Origin of the sequence: Streptomyces sp. NBC_01717, from assembly GCF_036248255.1 — a bacterium.
Taxonomy (GTDB): domain Bacteria; phylum Actinomycetota; class Actinomycetes; order Streptomycetales; family Streptomycetaceae; genus Streptomyces.
This window is the reverse complement of record NZ_CP109178.1, coordinates 1409825-1429420: the sequence shown is the minus strand read 5'-3', so window position 1 is coordinate 1429420 and position 19596 is coordinate 1409825. Positions and strand designations below refer to the sequence as shown.

Below are 19596 nucleotides of genomic sequence, written 5' to 3'. Positions count from 1 at the left end.
AGAGCCGGGCAACGCCCCCCCCACAGCAAGGAGCAGCCATGTGCCTGGCGGTACCCGGCAGAGTGATGGACATCGAGGAGCGTGACGGTACCCGGATGGCCACCGTCGACTTCGGCGGTGTGGTCAAAGAAGTGTGCCTGGAGTATCTGCCGGATCTCCAGGTCGGTGAATACGCCATCGTCCATGTGGGGTTCGCCCTGCAGCGGCTGGACGAGGAGTCGGCCAGGAAGACGCTCGAACTCTTCGCCGAACTCGGCCTGCTCCAGGAAGAGTTCGGGGACCCATGGGAACGGGCCGCGGAGCCCGGCGACGCATCCAGCGCCGGTGGTGCCGACGCACCCGAGGAGGTGCAGCAGTGAAGTACATCGAAGAGTTCCAGAACCCGGACCTGGCGCGCCGGCTGCTCGACGACATCCACTCCGTGGTGACCCGGCCCTGGGCGCTGATGGAGGTCTGCGGCGGGCAGACGCACACCATCATCCGGCACGGCATCGATCAACTCCTGCCGGAACAGGTCGAACTGATCCATGGTCCGGGCTGCCCCGTCTGCGTCACGCCCCTGGAGGTCATCGACAAGGCGCTGGCCATCGCCTCCCGCCCCGAGGTGATCTTCTGCTCGTTCGGGGACATGCTGCGAGTACCCGGAACCGGCCGCGACCTGTTCCGGGTCCGCAGCGAGGGCGGCGACGTACGGGTCGTCTACTCGCCACTCGATGCCCTGAAGATCGCCCAGCAGAACCCCGACCGCGAGGTGGTCTTCTTCGGGATCGGATTCGAGACCACCGCACCCCCCAACGCCATGACGGTGTATCAGGCACGCAGACTCGGTATCGCGAACTTCAGCCTCCTGGTGTCCCATGTGCGGGTCCCTCCCGCCATCGAGGCCATCATGCAGTCGCCGAGCTGCCGGGTGCAGGGCTTCCTCGCCGCCGGTCACGTGTGCAGCGTGATGGGCACGCGGGAGTACCCGGAGCTGGCCGAACGGTTCCGGGTGCCCATTGTGGTCACCGGTTTCGAACCGCTGGACATCCTCGAAGGCGTACGGCGCACCGTCCTGCAGCTGGAGCGCGGCGAGCACAGCGTGGAAAACGCGTACCCGCGCGCCGTGCACCCGGACGGGAACCCCGCGGCGCTTGCCATGCTGGACGACGTCTTCGAGGTCACCGACCGTGCCTGGCGCGGCATCGGCACCATCCCCGACAGCGGCTGGCGGCTCTCCACGCGCTACCGGGACTACGACGCCGAGTACCGGTTCTCCGTCACCGGCATCGACACCAAGGAGCCCGCCGCGTGCCGCAGCGGCGAGGTCCTGCAGGGGCTGCTGAAGCCCCACGAGTGCGAGGCGTTCGGTACCACCTGCACTCCGCGCAACCCGCTCGGGGCCACCATGGTCTCCAGCGAGGGCGCCTGCGCCGCGTACTACCTCTACCGGCGACTGGACATCACCACCGCAGCCAGGGAGACGAGCCCCGTTGCCTGAGACGACCGAAGCATTGAACATCACCGCCACGGCGACGGACGCTCCCGGCGACCCGGCCGTACTCGACCTGACGGCATGGACCTGCCCGGCACCGCTGCGCGACCAGCCGCGGGTGGTGATGGGCCACGGCGGTGGCGGTGCACTCTCGGCCGAACTGGTCCAGCACGTCTTCGCGCCCGGCTACGGGGGTGACGTGCTGGCGCAACTGACCGACTCGGCCGTGGTATCGCTGGGTGGCGCCCGGCTGGCCTTCTCCACCGACTCGTACGTCGTGCGGCCGCTGTTCTTCCCCGGCGGCAGCATCGGCGACCTCGCGGTCAACGGCACGGTCAACGACCTGGCCATGAGCGGTGCCCGGGCCGCCTACCTCTCCTGCGGTTTCATCCTGGAGGAAGGCGTAGAGGTCTCGGTCGTCGCACGCGTGGCCAACGCGCTGGGCGCAGCCGCGCGCGCGGCGGGCGTCGAGGTGGCGACCGGCGACACCAAGGTCGTGGACGCCGGTCACGGCGACGGCATCTTCATCAACACCGCCGGGATCGGCCTGGTCCCGGCCGGCGTCGACCTCCGTCCCCAGCGGGTGGTCCCCGGCGACGTCGTGATCGTCAGCGGTGCGATCGGTGCGCACGGCGTGGCGATCATGAGTGTGCGCGAGGGCCTGGAGTTCGGCGTGGAGATCGAGAGCGACTGCGCGGCCCTGGGCGGGCTGGTGGAGACCATGCTCGCGGTCACCCCCGACCTCCATGTCCTGCGTGATCCCACACGAGGGGGACTGGCCGCGGCGCTCAACGAGATCGCGACGGCCTCCGGCACCGGTGTCGTCCTCCAGGAGCGCGACATCCCGGTCCCGCCGGCCGTGGCCAACGCCTGCGCGATCCTGGGCCTGGACCCGATGTACGTGGCCAACGAGGGAAAACTCGTCGCATTCGTCCCCCGTGAGCACGCCGAAGCCGTTCTGGAGTCGATGCGGGCGCATCCGCTGGGAGCGGAGGCGGCCGTCATCGGCGAGGCAGTGGAGTCGCATCCCGGCATGGTCGTGGCCCGTACCGGGCTCGGTGGGACGCGCGTGGTCGACCTGCCGATCGGGGAGCAGCTGCCCCGGATCTGCTGACCCGCCGCTCTCCGGGCGGTAGCGAGCGAGGTGCGGCGCCCCCCGCCCCCCCCCGAGAGAAACGGGACGACTCGCATGGCCATGCGAGTTTCCCGTTGACCATGCGTACGAGGCGTGCGCGGCCACCGGCTCAAGGACGAGGACGCCGCATCGGGCTCGCACGAGCCCGATGCACGTTCTCCTTGAAGAGGTCCGAGCCGCTCAGCCGCCGTGGCGGGACGGAGCCGGACAGCCGGCACCTGATGGCCGCCGGGGAATCAGCGACGCCACGACCCGCAGGCGGTCTGCGGGACAGCTGGATCGACGGTGGGAGCCGGTCTCGACCGCACCGCGCCCGCATGGACCGGACATCCGGCCGCCCCTGCCTGCTCACGTCATGAGCAGGCGAGGCGGCAGCGGCCTATTGACGGTGCAATGGCCTGGTGAGGGTCAGGTCTGCGGCGGCTGGTCCTGGCCGCGGTCCGAACCGAGCTGGCCCTTGAGCCTGTCCTGAGTGGTGTCGACCGGGCCGGTGTACTTGCCCTGGGTCCTGTCGTCGATGGTGTCACCCGCCTTGTCGATGCCCTTGCCCGCCTGGTCCTCGTGGCCCTTCAGCATGTGCTTGATCTTGTCCATCATGGACATGGGTCCTCCTCGGTGCGTTCACCCTGACCCTTCCAGCGTCGCCACTTGTGCCGCACTTCGCATCCGCATGGGACGGCGCGCACGCCACGACGGCCGCCCGTACACGTTTCGCACCGTCCCGGATGCGGCGCGAGCGCCTTCTCCGGAGCGTCGGGGAGCGGCGCAGCAGAGCAGAACTCTGTGGATCCCCGTCGGTGTCATCGTGCCGGCGGTGGTGATCGACGTGGCGACCTGTACGACCGGGGGCAGTGCAGGGTCCTGACGCGCCGCGGGCCGACCGAGCCGGTATCCCGCACAGTCGGGCAGGTTCACTTCAGGTCGGAGACCTTGAAGACCGTGCGGGCCGTCTTGCGGTCGACCTGCGCCGCGAGCTGCCGCAGTGCCGGGTGGGGCTTCATGCGGGGATTCTCGTCCCCGACATCCCGCGGACGGCCGGTGCGCCGGTGGCGTGGTGGACGTATTCGCGCACCAGGCGGAAACCGGCGTTCCAGGCGAGCAGCCGACTGGCCCTGTTGTGGCGCGAGCAGCTCCAGCTGGGTGTGTGGCCGCGTGCCGTGACGTCGGCGCAGAGTGCGGTGACGCAACTGAGGGCGAGCTGCCGGCGGCGATGGTCGGGGGCGGTGACGACGGCGAGGTCCTCGTACGCGCTGCCGAGAAAGTACGTGCACGCCACGGCGACGGCTTCGCCCTGGTGGAAGGCGCCCCAGGCGTGCCCGGAGGCGGCGAGCCCGGCCGGGCCACCCCAGCTGGCATGTATCCAGGCAGCACCCGGGCCGAGCGCGTCGAGTGCGTCGGCATCGGCGGCGGTGATGCGGCGTACGGTCACGCCCTTGGGAGTGCGCGCAGGGGAGGTCGGTTCCTCCTGCTGTGTGTAGACCATGCGCTCCCACGGCATGATCCGGTCGAAGGAGGCGCCGAGGACGGGAAGGAATCGGGCGGGTGCCTCGATGTAGCGCGAGCCGAGCGGTGCCAGTTCCGCGGGGACGAGTGCGCCGGGATCGCCACGCAGCAGTACATGGGCGGCGCAGTCGACGGCGATTGCGCGCGGCTGGACGGCGTGGTCGGCCCAGAAGCGGCCGATCCCGGTGGTCAGGACATGCTCGGCCAGGGCTGCCGGACCCGGCGCTCCGGCGGGGAACCAGCGTGAGAGTGCGGGAAGTCGGTGCGGCAGGAGTTCGATCATGGTGGGTCCCTTCCGGAGCCGGGTGTACGGGAAAGCGGCGGCCAGTACGCCGGGTTCTGGCCGTCTCTGCGGGCGCTTCAGCCGTTCCCCGGTGGCGGGCGGCGCCGGGGCGACGCCCTCGTCGTACGCGCGCACGTCCAGGTGCGGGTGGATCCCGACGACCTCCCGGACCATCGCCTCCGCCGTGTCGGAGCCCGTGAAGTCGGTGGCGTAAGTGCGTAGGTGGGGCTCACTGACACCGGCGGCCATGAGCCTGTCGGTCGCGGCCTGAGCCTCCTCGGCGGTGCGGCCGTGGACGAGGATGAGCGTGCCGCGCTCGGCGAGGATCCGGGCGGTCTCCCAGCCGACACCGGAAGTGGCCCCGGTGACCGGCACGGCCCGGTCCGGACAAGGAGGCAGAAGACATCGTGGATTCCTGTTCTTGTACGTGCGGGCTCGGGTGTCGGGCCGATGCGATGGAACAGCCCCAGCCGCCTGCGAATTGAGTTTCAGGTGTGCATGGGGCAAGGCGCGCACAGTGGAAAGAGAAATGGAGAAGCGGCCGCTTCATTGATCGGGCGGCCGCAGGTGAGCGGTGCGCAGGAGCACCGTGTGCCGAAGCACGGGCGAATGCGTCAACGCATCCAGGGGTGAACGACGCGCATCACCGGCGGCACCGTATTCGGTGGCCGATCGTCATGTCGCAGACCGCTGTTCACGTCCCCTATCCCACTCTGCCGATTGCCCCGCTTCAAGCCGGCGCGCGAATCCCTGATGACCCCCTGACAGGAGTCGGCCGAGGCGGTGGCGGACGCTGCGCAGGGCGAGCGGATCAGGGCCAGGATGATCAGGGTGCTGAAGACGATCGTCCGCACAGCGCGAGCAACCGGTGAGTCGACCGGAAGTGAGGCTGAGCCTTTCCGGTACCGGGGCCCCGGTACCGGAAAGGCCGTGCGCGGGCGCGGTGCGGAGAATACGCCGCCGCGTATCCTCCGTCGGCGCGACCGGGTTGTCGGGCACGGTCAGGGCCTGAGCGTCCGCAGTTTTTGAGCGGCACAAACAGAATCTAAGCGCCGCGATGGTGCTGTTCGACCGATCCGGCCCGGATTTACGGCCTGCTGACAACTCCTTGACGACAGCGCTGCTCGTTCCGTCGGCCGATATTCGGAGGACCGTCAAGGGCGCTGTTCATCCCCCGGGTCGACGGGGACGCGACCCACTTCATGGCGACCGTCCTCACGCGCACGGACGCAGCCCGTCAGTCCGCCAACTCCCGGGCGTTCAGCGGCATGTGCCAGGAAATCCGGCGGTGGACGGCGGCAATGTCGTCCTGCAACGGAGAGGGGGGTACGGCGAGCACCGGGCAGGTCGCGTGCGCGAGACAGTACCGGGCGACCGAAGGATGCAGAGCCCTCCGCAGCCCTCCGCGCGCCCCGGCCCCGACCACCAGCAGGTCGTCGGGGCCGTTCGTCGCAGCGATCAGCGCGACGCCCGGTGTGCCCCGTACGACCAGAGTCTCCATCGGCACCCCGGGCCCGGCCGCGCCGAAGGCGGTGTCCACCGCCCGGAGCAGCCGGTCGCCCGCCACCCGACGGCACTCGGTCAGCAGCTCGGGCCACGGCTGACTGCGCTGCCCGAGCTCGCCGCCGGGAGGTGACCAGGCCAGTACGGCCCGCAGTACGGCATCGGTGCGCCGGGCCTCGGCCGCGGCCCGGTGCAGTGCTGTCAGACTGCCCAGCGTGCCGCTCACACCGGCCACCACACGCCGTTCGTCCGCTCGCTCCATTTCGTCACCACTCCTCGCCGACCTCAGGTCCTGACCTCATGGAAGGCCCAAGGGCGGTGGCGATCATGGTGCGTTGGCGAATCCCTGACGCCGGGGCAGCAGACCCTGACGGACCCCTGACGGCGTTACGCGCGGGGGTCGGGCACTGTTTCGTCGTGCGGGGCCGGAACGGGTGTCGCGACGTCGCTGCCCGTCCCGAACTGGCGAGCCGCCCGGTCGAAGTACCGCAGCAGTTCCACCGGGAACGGCATGACCAGCGTGGAGTTCTTCTCGGCTGCCACCTCGACCACCGTCTGCAACAGCCTCAGCTGCATCGCCTCCGGCGTGTCGGCCATGATGCGCGAAGCGTTGGCGAGCTGCTGTGCCGCCTGGAACTCGCCGTCCGCGGTGATCACCCGGGCGCGCCGCTCACGCTCCGCCTCGGCCTGCCGCGACATGGAACGCTTCAGCGACTCCGGCAGCTGCACGTCCTTGATCTCGACCCGGTCGATGTGCACACCCCAGCCGGCCGCCGGGCTGTCGATCATCAGGGCCAGCCCTTCGTGCAGCCGTTCGCGGTCCGAGAGCAGATCGTCCAAGTCGCTCTTGCCGATGATGGAGCGCAGGGAGGACTGGGCGACCTGGCCGACCGCGAAGATGTAGTCCTGCACCTCGATCGTGGCCCGTACCGGATCGACGACCTTGAAGTAGACGACGGCATCGACCTTCACCGACACGTTGTCCCGGGTTATGCCCTCCTGCGTCGGCACAGGCAGCGTCACCACCTGTACGTTCACCTTCCGCATCCGGTCGGCGAACGGGATGAGGAAGGTGATGCCGGGCTGCCGATGGCCGGGCAGCGTCTTGCCGAAGCGGAAGACCACCCCTCGGTCCACCTGATTGACCACACGCATCCCGCTGCGCAGCACCAGCAGCACGCAGACGACGACAACCACAGCTCCAACGACAGCGCCATCCATGGCAGCGGACTCCTTCACGAGGGGCAGGTTCGATACCACTGAGGACAGCGCGGGCGCAGTCATGGATGCGGTCCTGGAGGTCAAGGGATCGTCAATATCCCGAGCACGGGGCATCCGGGCCGGGGATCGGTGCGGGGCGCCGGGCCGTTGCCATTCGGTCCGTGTTCTGAGGGACCCACCATGAGTCCCGAGAACTTGGGGAGACCTGACCGGACATGTGACGCGTAGGCGTCGGGACGGGCGGCGGGGGGCGTTTCCGCCGTGCTGGAATCGGCGGCATGCTGCCGACAGGGTGAGAGGGCCGCAGTATGTCGCCCGGAAAGCCCAACGGTGCGCCAGATATGCCCATTTTCCTGGGCTTTCACGACCCATCAGATGATGCATCGGCCCATGGAACCTGCCGTTCGTACACCCGGTCGGCCCCTTCGCGTCACACCATGGGGATGTCCGATATGACAGCTAAAGGGACTATTAGTACGTTCATCGCAGGTCGGCTTACCGGCCGACGTCTCTGAGACAGGGAGAAGTGACATGACGACGCGTACCGTCGCTGTGACTGCCGCCGTAGTGGGCGCCGCAGTCCTCGCGACAACCGGCATTACTTATGCCTCGGCTGCTGGATCCGCTCCAGCCGCCCCATCCGTCCAACAGGCAGCCCCCGCCCCGGGCCCCGCTGCCGGCGACGGGAACGGAAACGGAGGGAACGGAAACGGAGGTCGTGGCGGCGACGAAGGCGGCTTCGGCGGCGGTGGCGGCGGTGGCCGTGGCGGCGACGAAGGCGGCTTCGGCGGTGGCGGCGGCGGTGGCCGTGGCGGCGACGAAGGCGGCTTCGGTGGCGGCGGTGGCGGTGGCTTCGGCGGCGGTGGCGGCGGCGGTGGCCGTGGCGGCGGCGGCGGTGGCGGTGGCTTCGGCGGCGGTGGCGGCGGCGGTGGCCGTGGCGGCGACGACGGTGGCTACGGCGGCTACGACAAGGGGCGGATCCACATCAACGAGCGGTCGTACTCCGCTCAGCCGGACGGCTGCATCACCGTGGTCAGCGGCCTGGGCTCGCGGAGCTTCAACGTCCGCAACGACAGCCGCAGGACCGTAGAGCTCTTCCGCGGGGCGACCTGCGACAACGGCTCCCCGGTCGCCACTGTCGGTCCCTGGAGCACCAGCAATGGTGTCTTCACCCGCCAGGTCCACGGCGGCGTGTGGGTCAAGAACGGCGTAGTGGGCAGCTTCCGAGTGGTCAGGGACCACTACGGCAACAAGTGGTAACAGCTCCACCCGCATCACATGGAAACCCCGGCCCGTCGGAATCGGGCCGGGGTTTCCGGCATGGGGACGCCTCTCGGCGCATGCCCGGCTTCGGGCGCGCCGCACGCGTGTGCGACGCAGGCCCGGTGGCCCATACACCTGGTACGCCATACTAAGGGCTGTCCCGTTATCCCTGGCGGGCGCGCGACGACAGCTACGGCACCTCGCCGCGTTGTCGGAACGCCCGATACACCCGGTATGCGGACGCCCCTCCGCCTTGCGATGCACCGCATCTGACGCCGCGCGTTGATCCACCAGGGATCACGGGACAGCCCTCAGGTGTTGGACGATGCGGTCGGCCGCGGACTTCGAGTCCCCGGACAGCGGCGTCGACCTGCGCACCGTCAGGTTCGTCCGCCTTCGCGCGGCGGAAGGCGGACGCGGACAGCGGATTCCCGCGTGCTCACGTCGCGAAAGCCAGGATCTCGGGTACCGCTTCGCGCAGGCTCCCGAAATGGCGGTGCACGCCGTCCACCGCAACAGGAGCGTTGACCCCCCACACCGTCATGCCGGCGCGCAGCCCGGACCTCACACCGGACGGCGCGTCCTCGATGACCAGGCAGTCCTGCGGTCCGGCCCCGAGTAGCTCAGCAGCCAGCAGATAGGGCACCGGTGACGGCTTGCCCTCCGCGACGGCGGCGGCATCCACGAGCACGTCAGGAACCGGCAGGCCGGTCCGGGCGAACCGACCGCGCACCCGGTGCTCGTAGTTCGATGTCACCAGACCCCAGCGCCCTGAGGGCAGTGCCGACAGCAGCTCCGTCGCACCTTCGAAGGCGGCATAGACACCGGACCGTACGTCCTCGTCCTCCAGTTCATGCAATGCCGCCAGGCACGCCCGCGGATCCCGATCAGGAGCGACCGTCGCGAAGGTCTCCATCGGCCGCGTCCGCAGCGCCACCCTGTGGACCTCATCAGGGTCCAGTCCGTATTGCGCCGACCAAGTGCCCCAGACCTGCCGTTGATTCTCCACCGCGTCGATCAACGTGCCGTCGACATCGAACAGGACGTACTTCCCGGCAGGTCGAGCAGGTTCACTGGTCACGCCTTGATCATGCCATCGGGGTGCCGAGCGAGAACTTGCCGGGCGGCCTTGAGGCGTTGAGTCTCCTCGGCTCACCGCGATGCACGTCAACGCACAGACATGGAAGGCGAGTCGGTACGTGTGGCCGCCCGGCGCAGGCCGAGCGACAGCGTGACCTCAGCTCGGTCAGCTGCCCTGCACCCCTTCTGGCAGAGGTTGATCCGGGCCCGGATCGAGTCCGGCCTGATCGCTGCGCCACTTCGCTCGGTCGGCCGGGCTGTCGTGGCGTCCCCGGCCGGCCTGGTGCCGGCGCAGCGTCACGGTTCCGGCGCCCCGGGCTTCACGGACTCCCGCCTGACGAGGACGAGGGCGGCTTCCCGTCGAACTGCGCACTGACTTTCACCCAGCTCGTCGACCACCGCGATCCGTCGCAGGGGACCTCCGCCGGTCCCTCTGTTTCACCCGTCTGGGCGGGCTGGCGTGCCGACGGGTTTCCTTGTCCGCACTCTAGAGTCGATCAAAGGCGCAGGACAGTGGTCCATGTCGGACCGCCGGTACCTGCAAGGCTTGTGTCGCGACCGGAATGTCCGCCGTCCAGCCTGGCGGGCGAGCCTGTCCGAGGGCACGGTGTTTGGGGGCGGCCTGCACTTCACAGGAGAGAGGCACGGCATGTCGCACGGCTGCGGCAGGACGCGGTGGAAGCGTTTCGCCCTTGTCCTGGTTCCGAGCACGGCGGCTGCCGCGGCGCTGGGTATCGGCATGGCGCAAGGTGCACTGGCTGCGTCGTTCTTCATCTCCGGCGACCGGTTCCAGTTCGCTGCAGACACACTGACCACTCGCGGTACGAGTATCTACGGCATGGTGGACGTGACCAGAGAGGGCCGCCGTGTGCCCGTCGTGGTCACAGGTGCCCGGCACGCGACGATCAAGAGACTGTGCGAGTCCGTAGCGGTCGAGATCCCGGTTCTGGGCCTGTACACGCTGCGGCTCACCGGCGGCGACCGGGCCGAGGCCCGGGACATCTTCATCGATGCGACATCCCTGACAGCCGGTCGGGCGACCTTGAACGACCTGGACATCGGTGTCGCCGCGGGCTCGATCACCAAGGGGCCGATCAACCCGGGCGACCGGAACTCGGGGTTCTTCGATCCCAACGGCTTTGCCCAGCAGGCCGTGTCGACCACCCTGACCGACGTGCGCATCAACGCGGTTGCCATCTCGGCTGCCACACTCAGCGTCCCTGACCTCGCAGTGAGTCTCAAGCAGGGCAGCCACCGCTGCTTCTGACTCCGGGCGCACCGCTATGGCCCCGGACACCGTGCCGACGCGCGGTCCTGGACCGGCCCATCCGTATTCGTTCAGCTGGGCACCAACGTTCACCGACTCCACGTACCGCATCATCACAGGCGATACCCACCCCTTCACCCTGAAAGCCGCACGTGATCAGCGAACTTTTCGGCACCCGCCCAGGACTACGCGACAGGATCGACGGCACCCGACGCAGATTCAGAACCTGGCGTGGTGGGCGCCCGTTCTGGGCCGGCCTGTTCATGCTCCTGGCGGGGGCGCCCATCATCTACTTCCCTTACGTTCACATCACGCTGAAGGGCATCGCTGTTGCCCTGTCCACCACGGCCGGTGCCGCATCGCTGATCATCGGGATCCTGCTCATGACTCTGGGCATCACGCTCTGGTTCCATCAGCAGGTGCGTGTCTTCGCCGGGATCGCGGGCCTGTTGCTCAGCCTCGTCTCCTTCCCCCTTGCCAACTTCGGGGGCCTCCTTTTCGGAATGTTCTTCGGCCTTGTCGGCGGATCCCTGGCTTGCGCCTGGGACCCGTCCCCGCCGGAGGCCGAGGTGCAGCACACAGCAGGCACGCCACCTGTGACCGTTCCCGGGAGCGAGGGCCACACGACGGTTGACAACCTGACGGGTCAAGCCGGTGGAGGCCCGGATGCCGGACCTTGTCGCCGGGGCGAGGACGCGCCCGACGCCCCCGGCGCGCCCTGAGCGCTCACCGTGCTGCGGGCTGTCATTCGTCCGGACCGCGGCCTTCCCGGTACGCTCCGACGTCCCTCATCCAGGACGTCCCGGCGCCCTTCGACAGGACGTTCTGGTGCTCCGACGACAGCGGGGTGCACCGCATCCGGCGCCCGAGTGCGGCTTCGCCCCTACCTGTGCACTCGAGCTCACCGGGGGCTGGAGATTCACGTGGCCCGGCGCCGGCGGCCCAGGACCTCGACTCGGAACGGTGCGGCGCGGTCTGCCCGTTGCCATCGTCCGCGCTTGTCGGAGTGACGAGGGAGGCGGCAACCCCGCCCTCGTCGCCGACCTGGCCGACGGGGGTGTCCGCACTCTTTACACGCGACCCACGCGTCGCTAGCTTCACTGGCTGGTGACAACGATGTCAACTCCGCACTCGAGGAGGAGCGATCGTCCATGGTGTCACGAAGAGACTTCTTGCTGACCAACGGAACGATCCTGGCGGCAGCCGGACTGGGCTTCGGCCTCCCCGGTCAGGCCGCCGCCGCCGAACGTGACAGCCCCACCCCCCTGCTGCCGTCCTTCGGCCACGCCACCACGCTCGACGTCGCCGACGTGAGCAGGCTCCACGGGGACGATCAGCTGCTGCTGACCACCCTGCAGGGGGTCGTCAACCGGCGCCGCCCTCGCCTCTACTTCAACTACGACGCCGGCGGCGTCGATCTGCGCTGGCTGGCTGGCACCGGTGCCGACGTCACGCGCCACGACAACGCCCTCGACCTGATCGGCCGCTACCGCGGCGAGGTCCGCGGCGCCGTCCTGCACGACCCCGAGGTCCCCGACTCGGTCAACGTCGCCACCACCCTCGCCGGTCTGGAGAACGCCGTCGCGGCCACCGCCGAACAGGCGAGCCGGTACGGCCTGAAGGTCGTCGCCGATCTGCGGGGCCGTTTCGCCGACGACCCGCAGACGGTCTACCGCTGGCAGCTGGACAACCTCTTCCCCCGCTGCGCCCACACCCTGCTGGCCGGGCTCCCGCCCACCAGAACCGTGAAGGTGGACGGTGTCCAGTGGCGGGAGATCGCCCGCGAGCCGGACCGTATCCGCGACTCCTCCAACCGGGAGGTCCGCACCTTCGACCTCAGCTCCGAACTGCCCGGCACGGACGGGGCCTTCCTCCGTTTCCAGGACTCCCTCGGGGACGACGGCTGGGGGGCTTCGGTGGGGCGGGTCACCGTACGGGCCGACGGCCAGGAGATCGCTTCCTTCGCGCCGGGTACGGACGCCGAGGCCCCGTACCTGTTCGACGGGCTCAACTCCTCCCTCGGCGGCGACGCCAACCGGTTCTGCGACGGGGGCGGTTACTTCGTCTACCGGTTCACCGCACCGGCCGGGACCACCCGGCTCACGGTCGACGTCGACCTGTGGAACCAGTACCTGGTCACCGCCACGACCACCGCGCCCACCCGCGTCGAGCCCTTCCCGTACTTCCGCGACTACGCGGTCGCCTCCCGGGCCATGGTGGTGTGGCTGCCGCCCTCGGGGGCCACCGGCGCGCTGCTCGACGAGGTGTTCAGCCGGGTCGAGCCGACCACCCCGTACTGCGGCTGGTTCTCCAATGACGTGGCCGGGGAGTGGGGCGGCGTCGACCGGGCCTCACAGCACGGGGTGGAAGTGGTGCCCGCCGACTACTACATGAACGGCACGGTGCACGCCGGCACCCGGGCGAAGGTCTCCGACCGGGTTCGACCGCGCCCGCCGGCGACGCTTCGCAACCGGGTGTACCTCACGCTCACCGTCGGCGAGGGCGACAACATCCAGTACTGCCAGCGCCGCATGCGCGACCTGTGGGACAACCCCGCGCGCGGCCGGGTGCCCGTCAACTGGACGGTCAGCCCGCTCCTGGCCGACATCGGGCCCGCGCTGCTGGCCCACTACCAGCGCACCGCCACCGCCAACGACCTGCTGATCAGCGGCCCGTCGGGCGCCGGATACACCTACCCCGGCTCCTGGCCCCGGGAGGCGCTGGACGCGTACACCCGGCTCACCGGGAAGTTCCTGCGGCGTACTGGCATGGATCTCGTCTACGCGTACAACCAGCGGCTCCCGGAGGGCAACGGCTGGGTGCCCTTCGACGAGCGCATCGTTCGTTCCTACCGGGACAACACCCCGCTGCGCGGCATCATCCAGTCCTGGGAGACCGGTGACCTGCAGATCCGCCCCGCCGGGCTGGCGGTGATCGGCAACTACTGGCCGCAGGGCAACGCGGCGGAGTACCGGGACGGGCTGATGAAGCACATCGAGGGCTGGGACGGGAGCGGCCCGCTGTTCATCGCCGGGGCGGTCAACGCGTGGAACTGGACGCCGAGCGACATCGCCGAGCTGGGCGAGCTGCTCACAGACCCGTTCGAGGTGGTGAGGGGGGACACCTTCTTCGAGCTGCTGGACCGGGCCTCCCGGTAGGAGGAGCGACCGCTCGATCATCTGCCGGGCAAGCCGATCAGCGACTTCCCTTGCTCGCCCCGGTTGGTATCACCACGCGGACGGCGCCGGCGGTGTGACCACCGGCGGACGGTCGTTGCAGGTGATGGTGTTCGGCAGCTCCCACGGGGCGAGCCAGGGACCGGTGGTGCCGCCGCCGTCGTTCCCGCCGAGATCCGTCAGCGAGAACTCCGAGCCGGCAGCCGTGAAGTTGAACGACCCGCAGTTGTTGACGCCGACTGCCCCGACGTTGCGAGTGTCCACGTTCTCGAAGGACGCGGATCCCGCCACCCGTGCGCTGACCACCGAAGTGCCCGTACCGTCGACCTTGATATCCTTGAAACGCACGTTCGTGATCGAGTACAGATCCTTCACCGGCCAGTCGCTGACCAGCATGATCGCGTTGTAGGTGTTGTCGAGGAAGTGATCCCCCGTCACCTGGATGTCGGCGGCGATGTTCTTCTCCAGCGCGTAGAACCAGATGGCACCCAGGCCGATGTTCCAGTTCAGCTCGTAGGTGCCGGCGCGGACCGTGGTGTTGTCGGTGATCCGCAGGTACCCGGTGAACGCCTCGGCGCCGAAGCGCGACCCGACCTGGATGGCGCTGCCCTCCCGGATCGGGTCGGCGATGAGGTTGTTCGAGACGGTGTTGTCCTTGCCGCCGTAGATGGCGATGCCGTTCGCGAGTACCGGCGTCTGTACGGTGTTGTGGTCGAACGTGTTATTGGCATTGGCGGTCTTTTCGGACCACATGGCGAGGCCGTCGTCACCCGAGTTGCGGATGAAGTTGTTCGACACGACCGAGTCCGTCACGCCGGTGTGGAAGTTGAGGCCGTCGGCGATCTGGTCGACGATGACGTTGTTCGTGATCCGCAGGTTCGACATCGGTCCGTCGAACCATAGGCCCACCTTGGTGTGGCGGATGTAGAGGCCGTCGATGGTCGAGTCGCTCATCGCCCCTCCGACGCCGTTCACCTGGTCGGTGTCGATGCGCTCGCGGACGTCACCCTCGATCGCGAAGCCGGAGAGATGGACGTTGGTACTGCCACCGTCCGCCGCGTCCTTGCCGTAGAAGCCGACGCCGGTGTGGACCGAGCCGTCAGGTGCCGGGGTGTCGAGGTCGACCTGGCGCCCCTTGATGATCGTGTACCAGTTGCCGGCGCCCACGATCGTCACGTTGTCGACGATGATGTGGCGGTTCACCCGGTACCTGCCCGGCGGTATGTACACCTTGAGCTGCTTGCGCTTCGCGAACGCGATCGCCTTCTCGAACGCAGTAGCGGAGTCGCGCAGGCCGAACGGATCGGCGCCGAAGGCCAGTACGTTCGCGGCGGAGAGGTCGACGTGCGGAAGGCCGACGAGTTGCGAATCGAGCAGGTCGATGACTGTCCACGCGGCTCTGCTCCCGACGGGAACCGTCAGCCGCACCTTGTCACCCGCGCGGTACTTCGTGCCGAGCAAGAGGCGCTGCTCGTCGTAGAAGTGGTTCGGCCGGAACGGCTTGGTGATCGTCGGGAACGGCGTCGTGGCGCTCGGTACACAGGAGCACTCGGTGATCCACCAGTCGGGGTGCAGCAGACCGGCGTTCGGGTCGTTCGAGAACGGATACTGGTTGTACAGCCACGCGTACTGCGATGTGAGCGTCATGGTGGACCGCTTCTTGCCGTTCACCGTGACATCGAGCGGCGCGGTGATCCCGTCGCCGTTCGGCGCGTCCGGAATGCTGTAGCGCACGGTGATCGCGTTGGCCGCACTCGGCAGCGTGAATTCGACGTACTGTCTCGGCGTCAGTTTGACCGCCATACGGCCGGACGCCTCCGCCGGCAGCGTGTATGCGGTACGGTCCGGGCCGATGACCGCGCCGTTCGTCACGGCGTTCTCAGCCTCCTGCTCGACGAAGTCGACGCTCGCGCCCCTGCCCGCGACGAGCGACGGATCGAGGGCGGCGCGCGTCGCAACGGAGGTCGACGCCCGGTCAGTGCCTGTGCCGGCGAAGGCCGTACCGCCGGCCAGAACACTGAGACCGACAGCGGCCGCAGTCACCGCTACGACCGCCGCGGCGGCCCTGCGCGATGCTCTGCCGGACCGTCTCGCTGCGGCTCCTGTGATGCTCCATGACATCGCATGCTCGTTTCTGTCGGAAGGGTGAACGCTTGCGACGCTCGGCGGAGCGGAGGGCCCGGCGCGGTGGCGCCGGGCACCGCGGGCCGCGGTGCCGGTCAGGTGCTGAAGATCTGCAGCCCCGAGCACTGGCCGGCCGGCCAGCCGGTGTTGGCGGTGAAGTTCAGCCGCACATAGCGGGTGGTGACCGAGGCGGGCAGGGTGAGGGTCGCGGTGTTGCCCGTCGCCGGGTCGAAGGTGCAGTTGGCCGAGGACAGCAGGGTGGTGAAGGTGCCGACTTCGGTGGCGCCCAGCACCGTCAGGGTCTGGGTGCGGGTGCCCCAGGCTGTGGACGGCGGCAGGTTCAGGACCAGCCGGCGGATGCCGGTGGCGACCTGGAGGTCCACCTGGAGCCACTGCGGGAAGGCGTTGCTCGCGCTCTCCCAGTAGCTGTTGGGGTTTCCGTCGGTGGCGTTCCCCGACCCGTAGACCTGGGTGTGGCTGCTCTCCGACGTGGGCTTGTGCAGCGCCAGATCGATGGTGCCTGAGCCGGCGTCGGTGGTGACGGAGACCTGGTTCGAGGGCTGGGAGAGGTTCCCGGCCGCGTCGGTCGTCACCACCTCGAAGGTGTAGGCGGTGGACGGGCTCAGGCCTGTGACGGTGAAGGAGGTTCCGGTGGCGGTCCCGGCCTGGGTGCTGGTGGAGCCGCTGACCCGCATGATCCGGTATCCGGTGACCCCGACGTTGTCGCCGGCGGCGTTCCAGGCCAGCGCGACCGTGGTGTCGCTGTGGCCGGTGACCTGCAGCGACCCCGGCGCGGAGGGCGGGGTGATGTCGCCGCCGCCGGCCACCGGCGGGGTGGGCCGGATCGCGGTCAGGGCGATCTGGCCCTTGAGCATCCGGCCGCCGTCGCCGGTCAGCCGCAGGTAGTAGTCCGAGGAGCAGAAGGTGCCGTCCTCGTCGAGGGCGAGGAACCCGGAGTCGGTGGGCACCGAGGCCTGGGTCTCGGCGGTCTTGGCGATCTGGTTGCCCTCGTTGTACTCGTCGAACATCGAGATGTAGATGCCCTGCACCCCGGCCCGGCACATGTTGTAGAACTGCCGCCACATGAAGTCGCCGTGCGCCCGCTGTCGGCCCGAGACGTCGCCGGGCAGCACGCACGGCTGGTAGTCCATGCCGTGCGCGACGCAGTCCGCCTCGTCGCCGACGGTGTAGGTGTTGTAGGCGTTGTCGGACTCCGCGGCACTGCCGATCGCGCCCACCATCCACGGCGAGATCATGTTGAAGGCGTGGTACACGTCCATGTACCCGGTCTTGGTGCCCGCGCCGCCGGTCCGCCACTCGCGCGGCACCCCACCGATGACGTAACAGCCCTGCCCCTTGAACCAGTTGATCACGTCCAGGCAGGCATCGACCGAGAACGGGTGGTTGTCGTCGTTGAAGCCGAAGCCCCAGATGCACACCACCGGCTTGCCGTTCTGGCGCGCGTATGCCGACGAGGAGGTGTGCGCCGACATCTTGGTGGTCCAGTCCGTCTTGATCTCGGACTGCATCTGCCACCAGTTGGAGACGTCGTACATGATGTAGAACTTCACGCCGTGCGACTCGGCGGAGCTGCGGACCTTCGCCGCCATCCCGTCGCGCGTGGGCCCCTCCTGACCGCTGGGGTTGAACCGCTGCAGTGCCGCGGTGTCGATGGCGTTCTGCTGCATCCAGGAGAAGTGCAGGTCCACGGTCTGCTGGTCGTACGAGGAGAACAGCGTGGCCGGCTGGCCGTTGCCCAGGCTCGCGTACGCCGTCCGGTAACCGTGGGCGTACTCGCGCATGTCCGGCCAGCAGGTGATGCCGGTGTTGGACCGGGACGGCGGCTGGCCCCAATTCTGGCTCCAGTGCCACCAGCCGTCGATCGGGGCGCTGTCGCCGATACACGCGAACCAGCCCTGGTAGCCGACGGTGACCTTGCCGACCACGTCGCCGGGCGGACTGGCGGCGGCGCCGGCCGGCGACGCCAGCGCGGTCTCTGCGGCCCCGATCCCGCCCGCGGCGGTGGCCGCGATCGCGGCCTGCAGGAAGACCCTGCGCGTGACACCCATCTGGACTCCTCCGGTCGGCTGTCAACTACCGCCGCTCCGCGGCTGATCGGCCATCCGTAGCGACTGGAAGCCTGGTGCCGGGGAGCGTAACGACACGGTTATGGTTCCGCAATACATCGTGCATCGAACGAAATAATTGACGGGATATACGCAAGACACGACTTGCGGGGGTCCTGGCAAGTCCAACGTAAGCATTCAGTAGATCGTGATCGGGACCTCTGTCTGACGGTGTGACAGGCCATGGGTGGCCGCGGCAGGATCCGGCGCGGTGGCGGTTAGCGGACTGCGAACGAAGCTGACCATGCAGCCCACCGCAAGAAGAAGGGCAGCCGCGGCGGGCGGCCGGTTCGCCGTCATCTGGCTCCGTAGCCGCCCACCCGCCACGTGATCACGACAACCAACAGGCCCTGGTTGTTGGCGCAACGCCGTGTTGCAGCGTCATGGTCTACGAGAGGAAAGCGGTCGCCTACTGTCAGGGCTGGTATGACGAGGTCAGCGGCGTGGGCCTCTTCGAACCAGTCGGTACTGCCGCCGAGTACCGTCAGCTCGGCCTGTCGCCGCCGGCCGCAAGCCGGCCACGGTCTGTCCCCGTGGAGACGCCGCATACCCGATTCCCAAGCTCGTACTGGCTCTTTCCCAGTCATCCGACCGCCCGGAGTTCAGCGGAACTGAAACTACTTCGTGTTGAAATTCGGCGGACAGGGCGGCTCCGCGTGCATGGGGGTCGACGTTTCCGGGAGCCCGGTTTGGGGAGTTGGGTTCGTTGACGGGCGGGGGGTGCGGTGCATTCGGGGCTTGGGTGTGGTGTTGTGCAATGTGCCTCATTCGTCGTGACGTGGGTGGTCAGGGCGGTTGTTGTTCGGGGTGCCGGTTCGAGGAGTGAGCGGGCGGCGTTCGCGTAGTGGATAGCGGATCCCGCTGCCGCGTCCCTTCTGGGTGAAGCTCGGCCGCGGTCCGGCGTCCCGCCGCGCATGCCCGCCGCCGCGGCGGGTACGACCCCTCCCGTACGGGGCCGTCGCAGAAGCGGCCGAAGAGCGAAGGGTGTCGGAAGTGATTCGAAAGCTGCAGGCGGTCGCGTTGGACTGCGCCGATCCGGTACGGCTCGCTGAGTTCTACGCGGATCTGCTCGGCGGCCGGGTGATCGCGGACCCTGAAGCGCCCGACTGGGTCGAGGTGTACGGGTTCGAGGGGACACCGCTGGCCTGCCAGCGGGTGGACGGCTACCAACCGCCCGAATGGCCCGGCCAGGAGCGCCCGCAGCAACTCCACCTGGACTTCGACGTGGACGATCTCGACGGAGAGGAGAAGCGGGCGCTCGCCCTCGGCGCGACCGTGCTGGAGCGGACGGACCAGCTCCGCCCGGGTGCCAACTGGCGGATCTACGCGGACCCGGCCGGCCATCCGTTCTGCCTCTGCCTCCACTGAGAACCTCGTGCGCACTGTCTGGCTCAACAACTCCCGCCGCCTGCACAGGTGCTACGAGCGCAAAGCCGAGCAT

The 19596-nt window shown here is 68.8% G+C and carries 15 protein-coding genes; 8 read left to right on the top strand and 7 right to left on the bottom strand.

Annotated elements, in window-relative coordinates; genetic code table 11:
- Positions 1-38 precede the first annotated feature (38 nt).
- Genes OHB49_RS06665 through hypE form a run of 3 tightly spaced genes read left to right on the top strand, consistent with a single transcriptional unit; the run spans position 39 to position 2588 of the window.
- Positions 39-359: a HypC/HybG/HupF family hydrogenase formation chaperone gene (locus OHB49_RS06665; protein ID WP_329158685.1), complete on the top strand. Its 321-nt coding sequence runs from the start codon at positions 39-41 to the stop codon at positions 357-359.
- Complete coding sequence (gene hypD, locus OHB49_RS06660) at positions 356-1480, top strand: hydrogenase formation protein HypD (RefSeq protein ID WP_030973606.1); 1125 nt, start codon at positions 356-358, stop codon at positions 1478-1480. The genes OHB49_RS06665 and hypD overlap by 4 nt, the downstream gene beginning before the upstream one ends.
- 19 nt (positions 1481-1499) lie before the next feature.
- Complete coding sequence (gene hypE / locus OHB49_RS06655) at positions 1500-2588, top strand: hydrogenase expression/formation protein HypE (RefSeq protein ID WP_329166384.1); 1089 nt, start codon at positions 1500-1502, stop codon at positions 2586-2588.
- A 429-nt stretch (positions 2589-3017) separates the two neighbouring features.
- Here the strand turns inward: hypE and OHB49_RS06650 are convergent, their stop codons facing one another.
- The 4 genes from OHB49_RS06650 to OHB49_RS06635 all read right to left on the bottom strand — a co-directional run bounded on the left by OHB49_RS06650 (position 3018) and on the right by OHB49_RS06635 (position 7119).
- The gene (locus tag OHB49_RS06650; RefSeq protein ID WP_329158682.1) at positions 3018-3212 is read right to left on the bottom strand and encodes an antitoxin; all 195 of its coding nucleotides are present in this window, start codon (positions 3210-3212) and stop codon (positions 3018-3020) included.
- A 394-nt stretch (positions 3213-3606) separates the two neighbouring features.
- The gene (locus OHB49_RS06645) at positions 3607-4770 is read right to left on the bottom strand and encodes an SDR family NAD(P)-dependent oxidoreductase (protein ID WP_329158680.1); all 1164 of its coding nucleotides are present in this window, start codon (positions 4768-4770) and stop codon (positions 3607-3609) included.
- A gap of 862 nt (positions 4771-5632) precedes the next feature.
- Complete coding sequence (locus OHB49_RS06640; RefSeq protein WP_030973614.1) at positions 5633-6160, bottom strand: universal stress protein; 528 nt, start codon at positions 6158-6160, stop codon at positions 5633-5635.
- Positions 6161-6285: 125 nt separating this feature from the next.
- Positions 6286-7119, bottom strand: a complete 834-nt coding sequence (locus tag OHB49_RS06635) for a slipin family protein (protein ID WP_329158679.1) — start codon at positions 7117-7119, stop codon at positions 6286-6288.
- A gap of 531 nt (positions 7120-7650) precedes the next feature.
- Here OHB49_RS06635 and OHB49_RS06630 point away from each other — a divergent pair.
- Positions 7651-8379: a hypothetical protein gene (locus tag OHB49_RS06630; protein ID WP_329158677.1), complete on the top strand. Its 729-nt coding sequence runs from the start codon at positions 7651-7653 to the stop codon at positions 8377-8379.
- Positions 8380-8821: 442 nt separating this feature from the next.
- Here OHB49_RS06630 and OHB49_RS06620 read toward each other — a convergent pair whose 3' ends face one another.
- A complete protein-coding gene (locus tag OHB49_RS06620; protein WP_329158675.1) occupies positions 8822-9463 on the bottom strand; it encodes an HAD family hydrolase in 642 nt (213 codons plus the stop codon).
- Positions 9464-10111: 648 nt separating this feature from the next.
- Between OHB49_RS06620 and OHB49_RS06615 the strand changes: the two genes are divergently transcribed.
- The 3 genes from OHB49_RS06615 (at position 10112) to OHB49_RS06605 (ending at position 13887) form a co-directional block, all read left to right on the top strand.
- Positions 10112-10729, top strand: a complete 618-nt coding sequence (locus OHB49_RS06615) for a DUF6230 family protein (RefSeq protein ID WP_030973622.1) — start codon at positions 10112-10114, stop codon at positions 10727-10729.
- Positions 10730-10881: 152 nt separating this feature from the next.
- Positions 10882-11451, top strand: coding sequence for a DUF6114 domain-containing protein (locus OHB49_RS06610; RefSeq protein ID WP_329158674.1), 570 nt, complete (start codon positions 10882-10884; stop codon positions 11449-11451).
- Between the two features lie 429 nt (positions 11452-11880).
- Positions 11881-13887, top strand: a complete 2007-nt coding sequence (locus OHB49_RS06605; protein ID WP_329158672.1) for a GxGYxYP domain-containing protein — start codon at positions 11881-11883, stop codon at positions 13885-13887.
- Positions 13888-13956: 69 nt separating this feature from the next.
- On the opposite strand, the gene OHB49_RS06600 is transcribed toward OHB49_RS06605, so the two are convergent.
- Both OHB49_RS06600 and OHB49_RS06595 read right to left on the bottom strand, forming a co-directional pair.
- The gene (locus OHB49_RS06600) at positions 13957-16026 is read right to left on the bottom strand and encodes a glycosyl hydrolase family 28-related protein (protein WP_329158670.1); all 2070 of its coding nucleotides are present in this window, start codon (positions 16024-16026) and stop codon (positions 13957-13959) included.
- A gap of 98 nt (positions 16027-16124) precedes the next feature.
- Positions 16125-18098, bottom strand: a complete 1974-nt coding sequence (locus tag OHB49_RS06595; RefSeq protein ID WP_329158668.1) for a discoidin domain-containing protein — start codon at positions 18096-18098, stop codon at positions 16125-16127.
- A gap of 1050 nt (positions 18099-19148) precedes the next feature.
- Between OHB49_RS06595 and OHB49_RS06590 the strand changes: the two genes are divergently transcribed.
- Positions 19149-19523, top strand: coding sequence for a VOC family protein (locus OHB49_RS06590; RefSeq protein WP_329158666.1), 375 nt, complete (start codon positions 19149-19151; stop codon positions 19521-19523).
- Positions 19524-19596 lie beyond the last annotated feature (73 nt).

Excerpts from the sequence above, each read along its gene's own strand:
- OHB49_RS06665 (WP_329158685.1), top strand. The coding sequence starts at position 39 with ATGTGCCTGGCGGTACCCGGCAGAGTGATGGACATCGAGGAGCGTGAC.
- OHB49_RS06650 (WP_329158682.1), bottom strand. The coding sequence starts at position 3,212 with ATGTCCATGATGGACAAGATCAAGCACATGCTGAAGGGCCACGAGGAC.
- OHB49_RS06640 (WP_030973614.1), bottom strand. The coding sequence starts at position 6,160 with ATGGAGCGAGCGGACGAACGGCGTGTGGTGGCCGGTGTGAGCGGCACG.
- OHB49_RS06635 (WP_329158679.1), bottom strand. The coding sequence starts at position 7,119 with ATGGATGGCGCTGTCGTTGGAGCTGTGGTTGTCGTCGTCTGCGTGCTG.
- OHB49_RS06630 (WP_329158677.1), top strand. The coding sequence starts at position 7,651 with ATGACGACGCGTACCGTCGCTGTGACTGCCGCCGTAGTGGGCGCCGCA.
- OHB49_RS06615 (WP_030973622.1), top strand. The coding sequence starts at position 10,112 with ATGTCGCACGGCTGCGGCAGGACGCGGTGGAAGCGTTTCGCCCTTGTC.
- OHB49_RS06605 (WP_329158672.1), top strand. The coding sequence starts at position 11,881 with ATGGTGTCACGAAGAGACTTCTTGCTGACCAACGGAACGATCCTGGCG.
- OHB49_RS06600 (WP_329158670.1), bottom strand. The coding sequence starts at position 16,026 with ATGTCATGGAGCATCACAGGAGCCGCAGCGAGACGGTCCGGCAGAGCA.
- OHB49_RS06595 (WP_329158668.1), bottom strand. The coding sequence starts at position 18,098 with ATGGGTGTCACGCGCAGGGTCTTCCTGCAGGCCGCGATCGCGGCCACC.